Here is a 16055-nt window from a genome sequence, read left to right on the forward strand (position 1 = left end):
ATATCACCCGAAACGGCCTGTGATATAGTTTTGCGTACGCTCATGCTTAGGGCTGGTAAACATTGTTTTTGTTTTGGCATATTCCACCAGTTCACCCATGTAAAAGAAAGCGGTTTGGTCGCTTACGCGGCCTGCCTGCTGCATGTTGTGCGTCACGATCACAATAGTGTAATCATTTTTTAACTCGTAGATCAGCTCCTCAATCTTTGCTGTAGAGATCGGGTCAAGGGCAGAGGTCGGTTCGTCCATCAATATAACCGAAGGCGAAATGGCAAGAGCGCGTGCAATGCAAAGGCGTTGCTGCTGCCCACCTGAAAGCGCCAGAGCCGACTTATCCATTTTATCTTTTACCTCATCCCAAAGAGCCGTCTGTTGTAACGACCTTTCAGCAGCTTCAGCAAGTATCTTCTTATCTTTTATGCCCTGGATTTTGAGGCCATAAACCACATTCTCGAAAATGGTTTTCGGGAAAGGGTTTGGCTTCTGGAACACCATGCCTACCTCTTTGCGAAGTTCATCCACACGCACATCTTTACTATAAATATCACGGCCATCCAGTAGAATATCACCTTCTACCCTGAAGCCTTCGATATAGTCGTTCATGCGGTTAAGGGTGCGCAGAAACGTAGACTTGCCACAACCAGACGGACCAATAAAAGCTGTAACCGCTTTCTCTTCCATCTCTATGTTGATGTTCTTGAGTGCATGGAAGCTGCCGTAGTAGGCATTTAAATTCCTCGCCTCTAATTTATAAGTTTTCTTACCCATGGTTATGTTACCACTTAACTTTACTCTGCCACTTATTGCGCAAGTATACGGCAATACCGTTAAGTATAAATGTTATTAAAAGTAGTATAATAATTGCAGCTGCTGCATTTACTAAAAAGTCTGCCTGCGGTCTTGAAGTCCAGTTAAAGATCTGGATAGGAAGTACGGTAAATTCATCGGTAGGAGAGGTTGGTACAAATGGTACATAAGCCAACGCTCCGATTACAATGAGTGGTGCTGCCTCACCAACCGCTCTGGATAAGGCAAGTATAATTCCTGTAAGAATACCACCAAACGATGCCGGCAGCACCTGGAACCAGGTGGTTTGCCATTTAGAAGCACCAAGTGCATAAGATGCATCTCGTATACTTCGGGGCACTGCTTTTAACGCCTCGCGGGTAGTTACAATGATAATCGGAAGTATAAGCAGCGATAACGTTAACGCGCCGGAAAGAAGACTACCTCCCAAACCTAGTACTCGTCCGAAGATTTCCATACCTAATAAACCATATATGATTGAAGGTACACCGGCAAGATTTGCAATGTTAACTTCCAGGAAATTAGCTAGTTTGGTCTTCTTACTATATTCTTCCAGGTATACGCCTGCTGCAATTCCCAGCGGGAAAGCAATAATGGAAGTAAGTAGCAGAATCCAGAGTGTTCCGGCCCATGCGGTAAGTATACCTGCACGGCTTGCTCTCCTGGAAGGTAGGTTGGTGAGGAAGTCCCAATCAATTCTGGATACTCCTTCTATTATAATATCAACAAGAAAGATAGCAAGTACTACCAAGCCAATAAAGGTGCAGAACACACCAAACACTTGGAATGCTTTATCCTTCAGTCTGTTTTTGTCTGCGTTAGTCATATTTTTCTTGGTATTTCTTTTTAACCCAGAAGCTTAGGTTATTAAGAGCAAATGTGAAAATAAAAAGTGTGATACCTGCAGCAAATATTGTTTTGTACTCAAGCGAGCCATGTGGTACGTCGCCTAAACTTACTTGTACAATATAAGTGGTTATTGTTTCGATAGGCACCAGTGGGTTAAGCGTAAGGCGTGGCTGCTGACCTGCAGCAATAGCTACGATCATGGTCTCGCCAACTGCCCTGGAAATAGCAAGTATAACCGATACTACTATACCCGACGAAGCTGCCGGAACCATTACCCCAAATGCAGTTTGCAGGCGCGTAGACCCCATACCATAAGCAGCCTCACGTAGCGACCGGGGCACCGCACTTATAGCATCCTCGCTAAGCGAAGAGATCATCGGGATGATCATGATACCCATTACAATACCAGCCGAAAGAGAGTTAAAACCAGCCAGATTAGGAATTATAGTTTGCAGGAAAGGCGTAACAACCGTAAGCGCAAAGAAACCATACACTACCGTTGGAATCGTAGCTAAAATCTCCAGAAGTGGCTTAACAGTTTTCTTGAAACGACCAGGGGCATACTCGTTCAGGTATACTGCTATAGTTAGGCCAACTGGCAGGGCCACAGCAATGGCGATGGCTGTAGTAAGCAAAGTGCCGGTAACCAACGGGAGTATACCAAAATGCTTCTGGGCAAACAATGGAGTCCATTCATCATCCGTCAGGAAGTCCATAATAGAAACTTCGCTAAAGAAACTGATTGACTGTGACAGCAAAACCCAGATAATGGCTGCTGTAATAAGTATAGTTATCACAGCCGATAACCATAGCAACCCTTCAATTATTCGCTCTTGTACTCTCAAGGGAAACATTTTACACATCAAATGCGACCTCCAGTAGGAGGTCGCATTTGATGCAAATTAGATAATATTATTTGACTCTATTACTTCTTAGCAGTGCCTGAAGCAAATTGCTTGAATTTCGCTTTCTGCTCCTCATATTGCTCGGCAGGCATAGGTATGTAGCCAACTTCTTCACTTAATGTTGCGGCATTATCTAAATAGAAGTTAACAAACTCAACAACTTCAGGGCGGGCAGCCGCTTTAGAGTTAACATAGATAAACAGTGGGCGTGAAAGCGGGGCATAAGAGCCATCTTTTACAGTTTCAACTGTTGGCATGATAGCGCCTTTGCCATTTGCATCATTTTCATCGTTAACCGGTACTGCTTTCAGTTTGGTTTTATTCTCTTCGTAATAAGCATAACCAAAGAACCCAAGAGCCAGCGGGTCAGTTGATACACCTTGTACCAGCACGTTATCATCTTCGCTGGCAGTATAGTCGCCACGGCTCGAGTGACTCTCACCAACTATAGCTTCTGTAAAGTAATCGTAAGTACCAGATTCAACACCGGCACCGTAAAGATGGATTTCTTTGTCAGGCCACTCCGGACGGATCTGGTTCCACTTTGTGATTTTACCTTGTGCACCAGGCTCCCAGATTTTCTTTAACTCAGCTACAGTAATGTCTTTTGCCCAATTGTTTTCAGGGTGTACTACTACAGTAAGGCCATCATAAGCAACTGGCAGTTCAATATAGGTAATGTTGTTTTCTTTTGCAGTATTAGCTTCTGCTTCTTTAATAGAGCGCGAAGCATTTGTAATATCAATTTCTCCGCGTGAGAATTTCTTGAATCCGCCACCGCTGCCAGATACACCAACCGTAACTTTTACATCCTGAGCCTCAGCACGGAATTCTTCTGCTACAGCTTCTGTGATCGGGTAAACAGTAGATGAACCGTCTATCTGGATATCGCCTGAAAGATCACCGGATACTTCTGAAGTTGCTCCGCCTTCATCAGCTTTTTTATCACCACCGCAAGAACCTAAAAGTAAGCTACCTCCTAAAAGTATAGCAAGGTTTAGTTTAGTGTAAGTAAGCCTAACATTTAACATAAGCTTTGGTTTTAATTTGGTTTATAATTTCTTGAGATAAACTTCGATTAGCTCTCCTGGGTTACTTTTAATCAAAAATATGTAAATCAGAGAGTTATATTTTGTGGTTTAACTTTGCTTATTCTGTACCTTTTTCAGGGTACAAATAGACAGAGTAAATAAGTTAGAAAGAAGAGTGCAATGTTAAGTTATTGTTAACATTTACTTACAAGCCAACTTCTAACTGTACTCTGAACAGGTAGCTCTCACGGCGGCCTTCACGGTCTTGTAGTGTGGCATCGCCCTGTACTTTTAAAGTATGGCCCGCTATATACTTTGATATACCCAGTGTATACTGTTTTTCAGGCGTAAGGCCTGTTACTTCTGTAGGATCGTAGCTGGTGTAGCGGCCTGCAACCTCCCAGTTTGTCGGGAACAGGTACCCAGCCTGCACGTTCAGTGCCTCGCCTGTTACAAAAGTCTCTTCTATGCCGCCAGTATCATTAACTAAAACTACCGGGCCACGTGGTGCTCTTTTATCGGCATACTCAGCCATTGTTGAGAAGCCTTTATACTTGAACATGGCATCAATAAACAAGGTATGCAGGTTGCGCTGCTTGCTCAGGAAATCGCCAAGCTGGCCCTGCTCTCTTGATGCATCGTGGTTAAAATCGTATGCTGCAGCCAGTGCCAGTTTTGGAGTTTGCTCACGAACTAAATCGCCACCCACATAGTCGCCCTCACCTTCAAAAGCACCAAACGGAAGTATCTCGAAACGGCCAGTATAGTCATATCCACCCTCGTTGTTTATTGTAATATCGCGGCCTTCGCCCATACTAACCGATACAATCTCACGAAGTACCATCTTGCCTACCTCATGCTCGTGGTGAAGTTGCAGACCTGCATCGCGGTCTATGTTAAAGCGGGAGTTGAGCAAGCTGCGGTCTACAAACTGCATTTTCTGTGAAGAAATAATGCGCTCGCGGTTACCCGGCAGTTTAGTCTGTCCTACCCACAATGATAGGTGAGGGGTCATCTGCCACTTTGCTACCGCATCCAGTATAATGTTATCGGCATTGTTGGTTTGGTCTGGTGTATCATTGCCAATGTCGCTGTTGCTCAGGCCAAGCTCTATTTTGTATTCCAGTTTAGGGCTGTAGGCAAAACCCTCAAACTTCAGGCGAGCTCTGCGGATAAGGAAGCGGTCGTCCCAGGTATGAGTAGATGGGTTATTGCCACCCTGGTACAGCACCTGGAAACGGGGAGCTATTTTAATGCTGAAAGTAGAGTCGGCAGCCATAAACTGCAGGCCTTTGCCAACTTTCGACTCGTTGATGCTCTGTGCGCTTGCACTGCTTATTGAGAGTAACGCAATGGTACCTGCTAAAAAGATACCACGTAAACTGGTTTTTAAATTCACGGTACTTGGTTTAGGTGAGAATTATAGTTGATACGTGAAGCTATAAAAGCGCATAACCCATCTGGTTATATATTGCTATGTTTAGCAGGCAGCGTGGTTAGTCAGGCCATTTTACTGTGTTGCTAAAACATGGTGCAAAATAACATCTTTCAGTTTACTCTAATGTTATCCCAATATTAAGATAATGTTAAGGATAATACCTCGTTGAATAGCTTAAAATATATTTTTTCTTTATATCCCTTCAACCACTATTTAGAAGTATAGCTTCAACTTAATATTTAAGTAACACCTGCTTAAAACTCACTTAACATTAAAGTTAAAAGCTTAATGCTAACATAACCGCCTCTTAAACTTCAGGTAAAATAGCCACTCTACTTTTGCAGCGAGACTAAATAACAGTTAATCGCTATGAAGTTTATACTTACCATTCTCACCATTCTTGCTACTAGCATTTATAGTTTTGGCCAGCAAGGCACTATTAAAGGCAGAGTAACCGACAAAGCCACCGGCGAACCTATAATTGGAGCTGTGGTTTTTATAAAAGGAACAGCCAAAGGCACCAGCACCGATTACGATGGTAACTATAGTTTATCGTTAGAGCCAGGCACACATACTGTGTCTGCTACCTTTCTTTCTTATAAACCATCAGAAAACGCAGGTATAAAAGTAAACGCTGGCCAGCCAACTATACTTAATATACAATTAGAGGATAACAGCACCGAGCTGAACGTGGTAGAAGTAGTAGCCACCCGCCAGACCAACACCGACCTGGCCCTGCTGCAGGACCTGAAGCAAAGCGAGATTGTAGTGAGTGGGGTATCAGGCGAGCAGATAGCAAAGTCGCTGGACAGGGATGCTGCCGCCGTGGTGCGCCGCATACCGGGGGTAACTGTAATGAACGACCGTTACATTATGATACGCGGCCTGAGCGAACGCTACAATACCGTACTGCTGAACGATGCCCTGACGCCAAGTACAGAACCAGATTCCCGTGCATTCTCTTTTGATATACTTCCGACCAGCGTTCTAGACAGAATTCTAGTTTTCAAATCTGGATCGCCGGAGCTGCCGGGTGAGTTTGGAGGTGGCGTAATTAAAGTATACACCAAGAATAACGCCTCCGAGAACACAACCAGCTTTGGTATTTCGGGTGGCTACCGCGCCGGTACAACCTTTAACAGCATCAGCACACAGCAAGGTGGTAAAACAGACTTTTTAGGATTTGATAATGGTGCCAGGGCATTACCAGGTTCTTTTCCAGCACATTTAAATAATGTAAGCAGCGAAGGCCTGATAACTGCAGCGAAGCAACTCAGAAACGACTGGGCGTTAAATTCTGAAACAGCTGCTCCTGATCTGCGCTTATCTTTTGGCCTGACCCGCCGCTTTTTTATCGGCAACACTGAAACAAATAGCCTTACAGCTTTAAGCTACAGCAATACAAGCCAGTTGCAACACGTAAACCGCTACCGCTACACCGCTTACGATGCACAGCTTAAAAGCAGCCCGCTGGAGTACAAGTACAGCGATACCGAATCGAGCCAGAACGCACGTGTGGGGTTGATCAGCAACTGGGCTTCCCGATTAGACAATAACAATAAGATAGAATTCCGAAACCTGTTTAACCAGATTGGGCAATCGCAGGTAATTGAGCGTAGCGGGCAGGAGCTGCAAGGCAAAGATGTGGATGTGCGTAACTTTTCGCAGCGCTACGAAAGCAGAACGGTTTACTCCGGCCAGTTACAAGGCACACACGACAGCGAAGATGCGAAAACCACTTATACCTGGACAGCTGGCTACAACTACTCCAATAGAAATGAACCAAGCTATAAGCGAATCAGATCGCAACGCGATATAAATAGCGGCAACGATTTTAAGTGGGTTATACCATACTCAGCCACACCATTTGATGCCGGACGCTTTGATTCTGAAATGCACGAAAATACAGTATTGGCAAGCGGGCAGCTAGAATGGAGGTTTGCAGGTAAAGACACACTTGCGGAAAATCAGTCAAAACTACGAGTAGGTTTCTATGCTGAGAACAAAAGGAGAGCATTTAATGCCCGCTGGATGTCTTACACTGTAGCTAACGCAGCACAATTTGACACTACACTGTTCACCTTGCCATTAGGCGAGCTGTTCATACCGGACAATATAAACACAAGCGGTTTCAGCATGGCGGAAGGTACTAACCCAACCGATAAATATGATGCCTCAAGCTTTTTAGTAGCTGGCTATGCAGGCGGCAATTTGCCGGTAAGTGATAAGCTAAACCTTTCTGGTGGCCTGCGGGTGGAGTTTAACAGGCAACACCTAAGCACATCAAAGTATGGCGCAGGCAGGTTAGAAGTTGACAACCCAATCACAAGTATACTTCCATCGCTTAACGCCACTTATACTTTCACTGAAAGGTCGTTGCTGCGCGGTGGCTATAGTATCAGCGTGAACCGCCCCGAGTTTCGGGAACTGGCACCGTTTACGTACTACGATTTCCAGCTGAATGCCGAGATAAAAGGTAATGAGAACCTGACTACCGCCACCATCCACAACACTGACCTGCGCTACGAGTTTTACCCGAACCCTACGGAGCTGCTTTCGGTGGGTGTGTTCTACAAATATTTCCGCAACCCGATCGAGATCTACAGTCTGGGAACATCCGGTAACCCAATTTACCAGCCCAAAAACGCCAGCAATGCGCAGAGTTACGGTATCGAAACCGAAGTCAGAAAATCATTCCTGAACCTGTCGAACCGCAGCCTGATACAGAACATGAGCCTGGTGCTGAATGCATCGCTGATCGAAAGCAGAGTAGACCTTGGAACGGAGTCGGAAGGACAGGAACGCAACAGAGCCATGTACGGACAGTCGCCTTTTATAGTAAACGCTGGCTTATACTTTAACGATGAGGACCGGACCCTGCAGGTAAACTTACTATACAACGTAATTGGCAAGCGCATTTTTACGGTAGGCGATAACCAGGCACCAACGGTTTATGAAATGCCGCGCAACGTGCTGGACCTGTCGGTAACAAAAGGTATAGGCAGGCACTTCGAACTGAAAGCCGGCATACAGGACCTGGTGAACCAGAAAGTAAGACTGATGCAGGACTCTGACCGCGATGCCAAAATAACCGCCAAAGACGATGACTTTACCAACTATAAGCGTGGCAGCTATACTACGCTGGGCATCAACTATAAATTCTGATAAACATCAACATAACCAACCCAAATAACCTTTAACCAATTTTTATTAACCATGAAAAAAGTAAGCACATTATTACTGCTCGCATTATTAGGTGTAGCCACAGTAGCTTGTAAAGAAGACGGCGACGACACGGTAACCCCAATAGACCAGCCAACTGGTGTGGTAGAGCTGAGCGGTGTAATTACAACCGACGTGACGCTGAAAGCCGATAAAAAATACCTGTTGAAAGGATTTGTATACGTACAGGCACCTGCTAAACTAACTATAGAACCAGGTACTATTATTAAAGGTGACAAGTCGACGAAAGGCTCTTTGATTATTGAGCGTGGAGCCCAGATCATTGCCCGCGGCACGGTTGATAACCCGATCGTATTTACATCTAACGAAGCAAAAGGCTCTCGTAAAGCCGGCGACTGGGGTGGCCTGATTATACTTGGTAAAGCACCTGTAAACCTGGGCAGCTCTGCCGCTATTGAAGGTGGTGTAGACAGACTGTATGGTGGTAATGAGGCTACTGATAACTCAGGTGTACTGAAGTATGTGCGCGTAGAGTTTGCAGGTATAGCTTTCCAGCCGGATAACGAGATAAACGGCATTACATTTGGTGGTGTGGGTAGCGGCACCGAGATAGATTATGTGCAGGTATCTTACAGCGGCGACGACTCTTTTGAGTGGTTTGGTGGCACAGTAAACGCGAAACACCTGATCGCTTACAAAACGGTGGATGATATGTTTGATACAGATAATGGTTACGCCGGTACGGTGCAGTATGCCGTTGGTATCAGCGACCCGAATGTGGCAGACGTTTCTAAGTCAAACGGTTTTGAGTCGGATAACAATAAAGCCGGCGATACCGCTACTCCGAACACAACTGCTAAATTCTCAAATGTAAGTTTGTTCGGTCCATTGGCAACTGCCAGCACTACGGCGCAATCTAACTATGGCAGCGGCATCCATTTCAAGAAGAATACGAAAATATCGGTTTACAACTCTGTAATAGCTGGCTGGCCAACAGGCATGTACCTGGATGGTGCAGCGGTAGAAAGTGGTGCAAACAACAACGAGCTTAACTTTAAGAACAATTATGTTGTGGCAGCAACCACCCCGCTTAAAGTGGCATCAGGCAGCACATTCAACATCCAGAACTGGTTTGATGCTAATGCTAACCAGCAGAAGACTTCTAATACAGATGTAAAAATTGAGAACTCTTACAGACAATCTGGTGCTCCGACGTTACTGCCAGGTATAGGCTCTGTACTTTTAAGCGGTGCATCGTTTAACAACCTGAGCGGTTTTGAGCAGGTGCAGTTTGTTGGGGCTTTCGGGGCAACTGATTGGACAGCAGGCTGGGCTAACTTCGATCCACAAAACACAGATTACTAATTTCTCTTCTTTACGTCTAATTGTGTATGTGTTGGTGAGATACTGCATCACAATCGTTAGCGAAGCGGCTTAGTCTCCCGCCCGCACGAAACCCGCCGGGCCAGGTGGGTTTCTTTTTTATAGGCTATAGTTAAAAATCTGCCGCAGGAGCACCGCCGCTGCAAGACCGGATGGCAAAAATTATTACGATAACTAAAAGTACCAGTACCAGGAGCCCAAAACCGCAGCCACCTTTGCCGCCAGTTCTTCCACTACCACTGCCTCCCAGTAGTTTGGTTAGCATATAAAACTTAAAGAATTTACCGAGCATGGTTCGTTAAGTACAGTTGATGAACTATTAAATACGAATGATGGGAGAGAGGGATGGGGTGTTTATCATTTTATAGTAGTTGTAGTCCAAGTATTCTTAGATTTACCCCTTCCCAACCTTCCCTTAAAAACAGGGGAAGGAGCTTCTGCTAATGAAGAAAATTCCCTCCTTGAGGAGGGCAGGGAGGTGTTTTTATAGTTGCCGAGTTTCAACCACTTCTAGCCCTTCCTTGTCTAAGGCTGGGAGTTTTGCAGCCTTTGCTATAGTTGCAATCATAGTTTCATAGTTGTTGTTTTAACACCCCTATGGTCCCCTCAAGGGGACACTTCTGCTATTGCTAATTCACCAGTTATAGTTCTGTAGGTACAGCCTGTGAGCGGATAGGTCGCAACCTGTCCCTACGAAACTATGACCACCAGCAAAGCTAAAAGTAGCATCACCTCAATTCAACAATAACTATAGCTATCAAATTGATATCAGTCTTTGGGTGGAGCGCCTTTGATTTGTTGCGGTGGCGCAGCCAACCCGAGGTACGAGGGTAGCTTCAAATCAAAGGCGCGATGCCCAAAGACAAGGCCTCCCAGCCGTGAGGGTACCAAAGCCAACTATAAGACAATAGGCAAGTAAAGCTCCCAGGATGAAAAGTTGCTATGGAAGGGTAGCTTGTGGCAGGTTACCAACAACATCAATTATAGAGCTATAGCAAAAGCTGCAGGAATTCCTGTCCCTGCCGGGCCAGTTTAGTCAGGAGACTCAACAGCATCATTAGTCACGAGCGAGGACGCTCGCGCCAGTGGGACAGTGGGGGTAGAAATGAAAAAGAAAGGCGATACCTCAATTATTAACTGATCGGAACTTTACGAAGTATAGCCTCTATAAAATCCTTTGTCTTTACACCATCAGCTTCCGCTTCATAGTTAAGTATAATACGGTGGTTCATTACATCGTGCGCAACTTCTTTAATATCTTCCGGCAATACATAATCGCGCTCATCGAAATAAGCAACGGCACGGGCGGCACGGTTTAAGGCTATACTTGCTCTTGGCGAAACCCCGAACTGGATATAAGGTGCAAACTCGTTCAGGTCGTATTCGGCAGGGCGGCGGGTAGCAAAAACAAGCTCAATAATATAGCGCTCCAGGGTTTCGGAAAGCTGTACCTGGTTTATTTCGTTCCGGATATGGAAGATATCTTCTTTGGAAAGGATGGTGTTGATCGTATCGTTGAAAGACATGTTGGCCATACGACGCATGATCTCCAGTTCGTCAGACTTTTTAGGATAGTCGATGTATACTTTCATCATAAAGCGGTCTACCTGTGCTTCGGGTAGCGGGTAAGTACCTTCGTGCTCTACCGGGTTTTGTGTGGCCAGTACCAGGAAAGGCAGGTCCAGTTTATAGGTAGTTTCGCCGATAGTCACCTGTTTTTCCTGCATTGCCTCCAGTAGTGCCGACTGCACTTTGGCCGGAGAGCGGTTCACTTCATCGGCAAGTATAAGGTTAGCGAAAATAGGCCCTTTCTTAACTTCAAAAGCAGAGGCATTCTGGTTATAGATCATCGTACCGATCAGGTCAGATGGCAGCAGGTCAGGAGTGAACTGTATACGCTGGAAGTCCAGGCGCAGGGCCTTGGAAAGCGAGTTAATGGTAAGTGTTTTTGCCAGCCCGGGTACACCCTCCAGCAGAATATGGCCACCGGTAAATAAGCCTATCAGCAGGCGGTTCACCATATAAGACTGCCCGACAACCACCTTGCCCACCTCACTGAAAACCTGCTTTATCTTTTGCTGGTTCGCCTTTACTCTGTCCTGGTATACAATTTCTTCTACTGGCATAAAATGTATCTGTTCTGAAAAAACGTTTCCAATATAGCTATATTACGCCATTTCTGCTAAGCTATTGTACTGATGTTGTAGTGGAAACAGGCAAACGGGTGTTCTGTTTAGCTGCTACAGAACATTAAAACTATACTTCTGGTATAGTAAGCAACTGCAGTTTATACTTGCAGCACATTACATAAACTATATAATGTTTGCATATGCAGCACATATTCTCCACTAACCTTGCTTCTGCGCTGTACACCGATATGTACCAGATCTCGATGGCGCATTCACACTTTAACTATAACCGGCAGAACGAACAGGTATCCTTCGATTACTTTTTCAGGAAACAGCCTTATAGTGGCGGGTTTACTATATTCTCTGGTTTAGGAGAGTTGATGGCACTGCTGCAGGAGTTTAAGTTCGAGATTCAGGATATAGACTGGCTGTATAAGCATAATTTTAATGATGGATTCCTGGAGTACCTGCGCGATTTCAGTTTTAACGGAACAGTGCATAGTATGCGCGAAGGCGAGATTGTTTTTCCGCAGGAACCCATTGTAAGAGTGGAAGGTAATATTGTAGAGGCCCAGTTAGTTGAAACAGTGCTGCTTAACTACCTTAACTTTCAGTCGTTGGTGGCTACTAAGGCGGCACGTATAAAGCTGGTAGCGCGTGGTGCCGCACTCAGTGAGTTCGGTTTGCGCAGGGCACAGGGTATAGGCAGTATGTTTGCCAGCAGGGCTGCACTTACAGGTGGCTTTACAAGTACATCAAACGTTTTGGCTGCCAGTATTTATGGTGTGCCGGCAGTTGGCACCATGGCACACGCTTACATACAGAGCTACGACGATGAACTGGAAGCATTCCGAAGTTTTGCCAAAGTAAATCCTGAAGGTTGCGTGCTGCTGGTTGATACTTATGATACCCTGAAAAGCGGTGTGCCGAATGCCATTACTGTAGGGAAGGAGATGGAAAAAGAAGGACACAAGCTGATGGGGATACGCCTGGATAGTGGTGACCTGGCTTACCTGTCGAAGCAAGCACGGCAGATGCTGGATGCTGCAGGGCTGAACTATGTAAAGATCGTGGCCTCTAACCAATTAGATGAACTTATTATTAAAAGCCTTTTTGAGCAGGGCGCCCCAATTGATATTTTTGGCGTAGGCACTAACCTGGCAACCGGAAAACCTGATGCAGCCCTGGACGGTGTGTATAAACTAAGTATGGCCGATGGGGAGCCGCGTTTAAAATTATCAGAGAACATCAAGAAAACTACTTTGCCTGGCTTAAAGCAAGTATACCGCTACCACGACGATGCCGGGAATTTTGTAGCAGATGCCATTGCCCTTGAAGGTGATGCTATACCTGATTTTATGTTCCACCCTTACGAGCCGGAGAAAAGTATGTCATTAGAAGGGTATAAAGCTACTCCGTTGCTGCAACCGGTCATGAAAGATGGTAAACCAACAGCAGCGTCTCCATCGGTATTAGAGGTTGCCGACTATGCAACAGAGCGTCTTGGCAAGCTTACAGAAGAATATAAACGCTTCGAGAATCCGCATATTTATAAAGTAGGCGTAAGCAAACCGCTTTACGACCTGAGAGCAACATTGAGAAGCAAGTATAAAAAAGACAGTTTATAGTTATGAAAGCACTGGTTATAGTTGATGTGCAGTATGATTTTCTGCCCGGCGGTGCACTGGCCGTACCTAACGGCGACGAGATCATTCCACTGATAAACGAACTGCAAAGCTATGCAGATTTGGTAGTGGCTACCCAGGACTGGCACCCGGCCGGGCATAAAAGCTTTGCCTCGGCGCACGAAGGTAAAAAGGTATTTGAGCAGATAGAGTTGGAAGGGCTGGAACAGGTACTATGGCCTGACCATTGTGTGCAGGGCACAAAAGGAGCTGAGTTCTCTCCTGAACTGCATATGAACCACGTAGAAGCTATTTTCCGGAAGGGTATGGAGCATGGCATAGACAGCTACAGCGGTTTTTACGACAACGGCCACCGCAAAGCTACGGGCATGGGTGCTTACCTGAAAGGCCGCGGCGTAACCGAAATTTGGTTGTGTGGTCTGGCCAGTGATTATTGTGTATACTTTACAGCTTTGGACGGGCTGGAACTAGGCTTTAAAACCACGCTTATAGAAGATGCCAGCCGACCAATAGATGCAGCCAGCTTTGAGTTTAAGAAAGAGCATTTGCTAAGTAAGGGCGGTCAGATCGGGCAGGCTAAAAAGATACTGCTGAAGATGTAGCAAGGATAATCTGAGGATAACCATGGCGCGAGCGTCCTCGCCCCGAAATTCTTCGGGATCTGCGACTCGTGTTGAACTATAGTTGGGCGTCCCTCCCAGTTGAGTTACAAACTCAACATCAAAGTAAGGCACGAGTTGCAAACTCACGCTACCCTCGAGCAAAGGCTGTAAAACTCACGACAGCAGGATCTGAGAGTATAAAAGTATAAAAGCCACTCCCGGTAAGAGAGTGGCTTTTATACTTTTATAGTAGGTTATACTTTATACTTGTTTATGTCAGGTAGAATTCACCCTCATGGCCGTGTGCACGCTGGTTTTTGAAACGGGCAATATCAGTCTGCATGTTGTTATATATCTCTTCAATCTCCTCCGACTCCTCAGTTAAAGGCTTAATGTGCTCACTCAGCAACTTGGCTGCCAGCGGGTAAAACTTAGAGTCATCGGTGTTTTTAGCGTTCACCTTAAAGTTACCGATCGCATTCTCCAGCTTTTTAAGCATCGGGTACTGCGGCTTGAATTCCTGAACAGTATCGCGGAGTTTCTCCCGTATCATGAGGTACAGATCCTCCTCAAACGTCATTCCGAAGTCATCATCCTCCTCTTCATCGTCGAAATCATTATAGCTGAAATCCTCGTCGAAATCTAAATCGTCTCTCATGGCTAATTATAAAAGTTTTAAAGTTGATAGTACGGGCTAACTTTCTCTTTGTGTCAGTAATTACTCAGTTTTTAGACTAAAGTTTAATTATTATTTAGGTAACAAAGGGTAAAGCAAATGCATAATTAGCACTTCAGATGAATATTTGCAATAGCCCTCTATAGCAGATCAGGTAAGTTTTTTTGTAGTAGCTGCACTTTCCTGATGCACTGCAATTTGTGAAAAGGCTGTTCATGAAAAAGCTCATATAACCAGATATGAGCTTTTTAAATTTAAGAATTTTAGTTTCGGTTACGCAAACTTACGCTCTACAAGGCGCAGTAATTTATTTACGTGATCCTGCTTTTTGCTCCAGTCATACTTGCCGGCGAGGTCGTGGGTAATAAAACGGGTAGCCTGGTCTGCACTGGTCATCGCATCCAGCGATTGTATTGCCTGGTAATACGTAAGATTATCACCTTCAAACAATTCATTTATAAAGCTGAAGCGCTGGTTAATAGAGATCGCGTTCTTCAGGGAGTCGATCTTCTGATTGCTATGTGTGTCTGCCAGCGACGATGCAGCTTTTCTAAAGTTTTCGTTTAGCGTTGGTCTTTCTGCTTTAAAGCGTTCGTTCAGGTTATGGTCAGCAGGCTTTGGAGCCGGAGCAGGTGGCGTAACTATACTTGCCTCGCGCTGTGCCATATGTATGGGTGCCACTATATCTACTTCCTCCACAGGAGCTGCTGGTGTAGGCTTTGCTGCTTCCGGAGTATAAAGAGGGGCAGCATCAGGCTTAACCAGTTCCTCTGCATTTAGCGGCAACAATGCATTAAACTGACCTGCCAGTTGTTCTATAGTTGTACGTTCGCCCTGGTGTGCGTTCAGGTATAGTTTAAAACGGCTAAGTATATACTCGCGGTCGCGGCTGCTGCTGGATAACGTTTCAATAAACCCGGCAAACAACGCCTTATCTATATCGATGTACTTCAGATTTTCCTGCAGTTTTGGCAAAGTGATCTCTTCCTGTATGCGCAGGAATTTTTCTTCCAACGTAACCGAAGGGGCCAGCACTACCAGAAACGTGTCGTATATAGCTTTCTGCAATAAGGGCTCAAAAGCATTGCGCTTCATTCTTATTTTGCGCGACAGCACGTTCATAAAGTTCAGCAACGCCTCCTTTACATCCTCGTTCTCAAAATCGAAGTAGGGGCTGCGCAGGTTTGCCATCTCCTGGTGCCATTTCAGGAGCAGTTCTTTAATTACAAAAAGATTTACCTGTTTAATAGGTACAAAATGAAGCAATTGCGGGCCATTTATAGTATCATGCGATGCAAAATGACGATCGCACAACATATTTGCCAGCTCTTTGCTGTAACGCTCAAGGTGTAATTGATTATATTTGTCTTCCATTGGGAATAGCTTTCTTCTCTGAAGTATAAAGG

Annotated in this window: 13 protein-coding genes; 4 read left to right on the forward strand and 9 right to left on the reverse strand. The window is 45.2% G+C overall.

The features are described 5' to 3' along the window. Positions 1-3 precede the first annotated feature (3 nt). The 5 genes from pstB to MJ612_RS12450 all read right to left on the reverse strand — a co-directional run bounded on the left by pstB (position 4) and on the right by MJ612_RS12450 (position 4991). Positions 4-768, reverse strand: a complete 765-nt coding sequence (pstB, locus tag MJ612_RS12430; protein ID WP_187031721.1) for a phosphate ABC transporter ATP-binding protein PstB — start codon at positions 766-768, stop codon at positions 4-6. 7 nt (positions 769-775) lie between these two features. Further along, positions 776-1633 carry a phosphate ABC transporter permease PstA gene (pstA, locus tag MJ612_RS12435; RefSeq protein ID WP_187031719.1) on the reverse strand — a complete coding sequence of 286 codons (858 nt, stop codon included), beginning with the start codon at positions 1631-1633 and terminating at the stop codon, positions 776-778. After that, the gene (gene pstC, locus MJ612_RS12440; RefSeq protein WP_222619651.1) at positions 1626-2501 is read right to left on the reverse strand and encodes a phosphate ABC transporter permease subunit PstC; all 876 of its coding nucleotides are present in this window, start codon (positions 2499-2501) and stop codon (positions 1626-1628) included. Before pstC ends, pstA begins: the two co-directional genes overlap by 8 nt. Positions 2502-2581: 80 nt before the next feature. Further along, complete coding sequence (locus MJ612_RS12445) at positions 2582-3592, reverse strand: PstS family phosphate ABC transporter substrate-binding protein (protein WP_187031715.1); 1011 nt, start codon at positions 3590-3592, stop codon at positions 2582-2584. Positions 3593-3797: 205 nt separating this feature from the next. Next, on the reverse strand, positions 3798-4991 hold the full coding sequence (locus MJ612_RS12450) for a porin (RefSeq protein ID WP_250419174.1): 1194 nt from the start codon (positions 4989-4991) through the stop codon (positions 3798-3800). A 408-nt stretch (positions 4992-5399) separates the two neighbouring features. Between MJ612_RS12450 and MJ612_RS12455 the strand changes: the two genes are divergently transcribed. Next, positions 5400-8195 (forward strand): TonB-dependent receptor, encoded by a 2796-nt coding sequence (locus tag MJ612_RS12455; protein WP_187031713.1) that lies wholly within the window; start codon positions 5400-5402, stop codon positions 8193-8195. A gap of 51 nt (positions 8196-8246) precedes the next feature. Beyond that, positions 8247-9578: a T9SS C-terminal target domain-containing protein gene (locus MJ612_RS12460; protein WP_187031711.1), complete on the forward strand. Its 1332-nt coding sequence runs from the start codon at positions 8247-8249 to the stop codon at positions 9576-9578. 130 nt (positions 9579-9708) lie between these two features. On the opposite strand, the gene MJ612_RS12465 is transcribed toward MJ612_RS12460, so the two are convergent. Together MJ612_RS12465 and MJ612_RS12470 are read right to left on the reverse strand one after the other, a co-directional pair. Beyond that, a complete protein-coding gene (locus MJ612_RS12465) occupies positions 9709-9888 on the reverse strand; it encodes a hypothetical protein (protein WP_187031709.1) in 180 nt (59 codons plus the stop codon). A gap of 841 nt (positions 9889-10729) precedes the next feature. After that, entirely contained in the window at positions 10730-11722 is a 993-nt protein-coding gene (locus MJ612_RS12470; protein ID WP_187031707.1) for an AAA family ATPase, read from the reverse strand. 203 nt (positions 11723-11925) lie between these two features. On the opposite strand from MJ612_RS12470, the gene MJ612_RS12475 reads away from it, so the two are divergent. Then, positions 11926-13353, forward strand: a complete 1428-nt coding sequence (locus tag MJ612_RS12475) for a nicotinate phosphoribosyltransferase (protein ID WP_187031705.1) — start codon at positions 11926-11928, stop codon at positions 13351-13353. A 2-nt stretch (positions 13354-13355) separates the two neighbouring features. Next, positions 13356-13973, forward strand: coding sequence for a bifunctional nicotinamidase/pyrazinamidase (pncA, locus tag MJ612_RS12480; RefSeq protein ID WP_187031703.1), 618 nt, complete (start codon positions 13356-13358; stop codon positions 13971-13973). A 271-nt stretch (positions 13974-14244) separates the two neighbouring features. On the opposite strand, the gene MJ612_RS12485 is transcribed toward pncA, so the two are convergent. Further along, the gene (locus MJ612_RS12485) at positions 14245-14631 is read right to left on the reverse strand and encodes a hypothetical protein (protein ID WP_187031701.1); all 387 of its coding nucleotides are present in this window, start codon (positions 14629-14631) and stop codon (positions 14245-14247) included. A gap of 291 nt (positions 14632-14922) precedes the next feature. Next, positions 14923-16023, reverse strand: coding sequence for a hypothetical protein (locus MJ612_RS12490; protein WP_187031699.1), 1101 nt, complete (start codon positions 16021-16023; stop codon positions 14923-14925). Positions 16024-16055 lie beyond the last annotated feature (32 nt).

The sequence above is a fragment of the Pontibacter deserti genome (genome assembly GCF_023630255.1).
Taxonomy (GTDB): Bacteria; Bacteroidota; Bacteroidia; order Cytophagales; family Hymenobacteraceae; genus Pontibacter; species Pontibacter deserti.